Here is a 3528-nt window from a genome sequence, read left to right as displayed (position 1 = left end):
GGACGGCTCCACCCCGATCATCAACCACCCCGAAGCGGCCCTCCTGGGCGTAGGCCGCATCCACCCCCGCCCCTGGGTCCACAACGACGAGGTAGTACCCCGCCGCATAACCCAGCTCTCCCTGACCTTCGACCACCGCGTCTGCGACGGCGCCACCGTCGGCGGCTTCCTCCGCTACGCAGCCGACTGCGTAGAAAACCCCGCAATCCTCATAGCCCACGCATAGCGAACCCGCGAGACCTCCTGTCAGGCACCTCGCCTCAGAGCGTTCTCCATGCGAGCGGCACTCTGGCGAGCGAGGGCATGGATGTCGTCATGGGTCTCCGAGCGATTCTCGAGGAGCACCAGAGTCTGCAACTGGTCCCGCAATTCCAGGCGCTCCATCGGGGTGAGCTCCGGGAGGTCACCGGCAGGATAGAATGCCGACTCGGCGGACTCCCCCTCACTCGCCATGGAGTCGAGCTCCTGGTTGATTTCGAGCGCGAGCGTCGAACACCAATCTACCCACTCGGCCACCACGAATTCCCAGGGCGATTTCAAAGTCGGTGGGTGAGGGCTGGTTGTGACGCTATGTGAGCTTGAGTAGCAGCGCGGCGCGGTCGTGGTCGCGGCCGATCCTTTGGACGGTTTCGGTGATCTTGGTGATGGCGTTGATGGCCAGGACGCCGAGGCCGAGGTTGCGCAGGGCGGCGGTGTTGCGGGGGCCGTTGCCCAGGTAGGCCTGCTGATCGTCTTCGCGCCACACGGTGTCGCGGGCTCGGTGCTCGAGGTTGTCAATCGACCAGTGCCCGCGGGTGCGGTTGTGGAAGCCGGCGCTGGTCATCGTGGCGCGGCTGGTGACCATCAACACGATCTCCTTGCTGGTGGGCTACCCGGCCAGGTCGGTGACGTCGCGGCGGATCACCGCCAGGCGGGCCGCATACGGCAGCCCCACCTCGTCGCCGGTGGTCAGGTCGGTGCTCCAGGTGGTCCAAGTGCTGATCCGGCCGTGGCCGGTTTCGGTGACCACATGCAGGGCCTGCCCACCCCATACCAGGCCGGTCGCGCCGCGGCCGCAGGCGGCGTACAGCGCTTCACGGTTCCCCTTCACAGCCATCAGGTAGTCGGCGTTCTTGTCTTTGACCAGGTGGCGGGCGGTGCTGGCGCAGGTGTGCGCGGCGTCCATCGTCACCACCGCACCGTCGATGTCCAGGCCGTCCAGCAGCGCCTTGACCTGGGTGGTCTCGGTGGTGCCCTCGGGAACCGCGATCTGCGCGACAGTGACCGGGGCCTGCCCCTCGCGGCGGTGCACCAGCGCCGAGAACAGCACCAGCCGCCCCTCATCGTCCCACGAGCCGTGCAGGTCCTTGCCGTCCAGCGCGATCTCCCATCCGCCTTCGTCGCAGGCGGCGCGGGCCCCGCAGCCAACCCGCGACCACGCGGTCCAGCGCAGCGGCGTCCACCCCTATCAGCACCCGGCGGATCGTGGCGGCACTGGCAGCGACCCGCCGCCGCTTGAGCGGATGCCAACGCACCCCCAGCAGCTTCAGCAGGCCACGGGAGAAGTCCTCGGCGGCCGACCCCATCTCCCGATAGTTGCGGGCCCCGCCCAGCGTTGCCACCACCGCCACCGCCAGCACCGCCACCAGCCCATGCCGGATCCCTCGGCGACCACGCGGATCGGTCAGGCCCTCCAGGGCCTCCAGCAGCGACGAGAACGAGCAGGCATGCGAGACTGACACCGATGGCCTTCTTGTCCGGGTGATGGAAGCTTCGACAACTCCCATGATCCCGAACAGAAGGCCATCTTCATGTCGTCGCTACCCAGCGTGACAACAGCCGATCCGGGCATCAAGGCATGATCGCCCCAGACAGGCCACCTTGAAATCGCCCTGTCCGGTCGCAGTGGAAGCAGCGTTCATGGACGCGTGCGTCGACTCGCGGCACTAGCTATTCAAGCTGATACTTGACCCAGTCCGTCGGGCCCATCGGAACCACTCCTGCCTCTCCGAGCCGCCTGGCCTCCGCGGTGTAGTAGTGACCGGCAACCCGCGCCCGCGCACCAGACTTGATGTTTTCCGCCCAGGCACCCTTGTACATGGATTTCCGGGCACGCTCTCGCAACCTTTTCCAAACTCTTGCGAGCGAAGCATCGTCGGTCATGGCCGCAAGAAACGACTCTCGCAGAATAAGATCAGATTGCTCACCAAGATGGACCAACAGAGAGTCCGGATTCTTTTTCACGTAATCGAGAGGCGAAGTGGCAGCCAGGTTGACAGGAGAGGGGTTCAGAGAGATGCGATCAATGTCGTCACCGCACCCCGTCGTTCCATTCGCTTCCGGCGCATCCCTTGCCAGTTTCACCTGATAGGAAGGCGCGAAGCGCTCCGACACGAGGGGCATCCCCAACTCGCAGGCCCACTCCCTAACCATCGCACAGATCTCTTGACGATCACCGTGGAACTGAAGTGTTACCTTCATCGCGACTCGCTAGTTGTAAGGAACGAAATACATCGAAATCCCGATATTCTCAAGATCCTGCAATGCTTCGGCTTCTCGCTTGATTGGCGCACCGGATCGCGCTGCCTGTTTTCCCACATTAATCCCATACAGACTACCGTCCGGCCTCTCCACAAGAATATCGGGGCGACGAGAACTCAAGAACCCTCCGGGTGTGGCAAACGCCCGCTCAGGCAGCCCACCGCCTCCCGCGATCACGTTACCATCCGTTACCTGGCCGGCGACTTCGGCGATCTTCAGATTGTGGAGTCCCGTACCTTTCGGCGTGGGCCCGCGCATCATTGCAGGCTTACCGCCGTTAGCGCAATCGCATATCGTCCTGTGACGAGGGACGGATCCGCCGCAGTTGTGAACGAGAACCGGAGTCTCGCCCGCAAGCACAAAGTAGGTGTGCGCGTGGGTGATGGTGAGGTTGTGGACGCGTTGGTGGTGGGCGGTCGTGTGTTTGGTGGCGGTGACCTGGACGTAGGTGCCGGCACTGGCGCGGAGCCACATGCCGGGCTCGAGAGCGGTGGCCTTGACCCACCTACCGATGTCACCGGCGACCCAGAAGGGGTGCGTGGCAGTGGCGACGACCGTTCCGCCCTTCGAGTCCGCGGGCCTGTGGAGGAGGGTGGACGCGGGCTGGGACCTCTTTCCCGAGGGCCAGGCGAGAGTATATGCGTGAGGGTCGATGGTGATCTGGACGAGTTTCTTGTCGCCCTTGGTAGAAATGGTTTGCGATACCGACTCAGTGCTGGTTTTGCCCGTTGCGGAGTCGGTGGTCACGACCTTGTCGCCGGTCTTGATTTCTTCGATGGGCTTTTGGCTGCCGTCGGCCATCATGACCTTGGTTCCAGGAACGAAGCTGCTGCATATCCTGGCGGCCGACTCGACCGGTCGCGCTGCCCGCGCGACCTTATTCGCACGCCCTATCGCCCGGACGCCGCGTGCGACGGGTCTGACGTATTTTCCGGCGACGGGGATGAGACCCACGATCGCCCAGGCGCAGGCTGTTGCGCTCTTCCCGGTGACGCAGTTCTTGATGTC

At 64.3% G+C, this 3528-nt stretch carries 7 protein-coding genes; 1 reads left to right on the top strand and 6 read right to left on the bottom strand.

The window, feature by feature from the left end; all coding sequences use genetic code 11:
• The coding region (locus tag E1293_RS45640) for a 2-oxo acid dehydrogenase subunit E2 (protein ID WP_207939510.1) at nucleotides 1-226 on the top strand (226 nt) is incomplete at its 5' end.
• 20 nt (nucleotides 227-246) lie between these two features.
• Here the strand turns inward: E1293_RS45640 and E1293_RS45635 are convergent.
• The 6 genes from E1293_RS45635 to E1293_RS45610 all read right to left on the bottom strand — a co-directional run.
• On the bottom strand, nucleotides 247-516 hold the full coding sequence (locus E1293_RS45635) for a hypothetical protein (RefSeq protein ID WP_132206194.1): 270 nt from the start codon (nucleotides 514-516) through the stop codon (nucleotides 247-249).
• A gap of 52 nt (nucleotides 517-568) precedes the next feature.
• A complete protein-coding gene (locus tag E1293_RS45630; RefSeq protein ID WP_132206192.1) occupies nucleotides 569-844 on the bottom strand; it encodes a hypothetical protein in 276 nt (91 codons plus the stop codon).
• Between the two features lie 24 nt (nucleotides 845-868).
• Nucleotides 869-1309 carry a transposase gene (locus E1293_RS45625; RefSeq protein ID WP_243717537.1) on the bottom strand — a complete coding sequence of 147 codons (441 nt, stop codon included), beginning with the start codon at nucleotides 1307-1309 and terminating at the stop codon, nucleotides 869-871.
• A gap of 10 nt (nucleotides 1310-1319) precedes the next feature.
• A complete protein-coding gene (locus E1293_RS45620) occupies nucleotides 1320-1721 on the bottom strand; it encodes a transposase family protein (protein ID WP_165978709.1) in 402 nt (133 codons plus the stop codon).
• Nucleotides 1722-1929: 208 nt separating this feature from the next.
• Nucleotides 1930-2460 (bottom strand): hypothetical protein, encoded by a 531-nt coding sequence (locus E1293_RS45615; protein ID WP_132206186.1) that lies wholly within the window; start codon nucleotides 2458-2460, stop codon nucleotides 1930-1932.
• A 9-nt stretch (nucleotides 2461-2469) separates the two neighbouring features.
• Nucleotides 2470-3528 (bottom strand): polymorphic toxin-type HINT domain-containing protein (locus E1293_RS45610; protein WP_243717529.1); only part of this gene is annotated, 1059 nt, incomplete at its 5' end.

This window comes from Actinomadura darangshiensis (genome assembly GCF_004349235.1).
In the GTDB taxonomy this organism is placed as follows: domain Bacteria; phylum Actinomycetota; class Actinomycetes; order Streptosporangiales; family Streptosporangiaceae; genus Spirillospora; species Spirillospora darangshiensis.
Note: the sequence above shows the minus strand (reverse complement) of the source record. Positions and strands in the feature narration are given on the sequence as shown.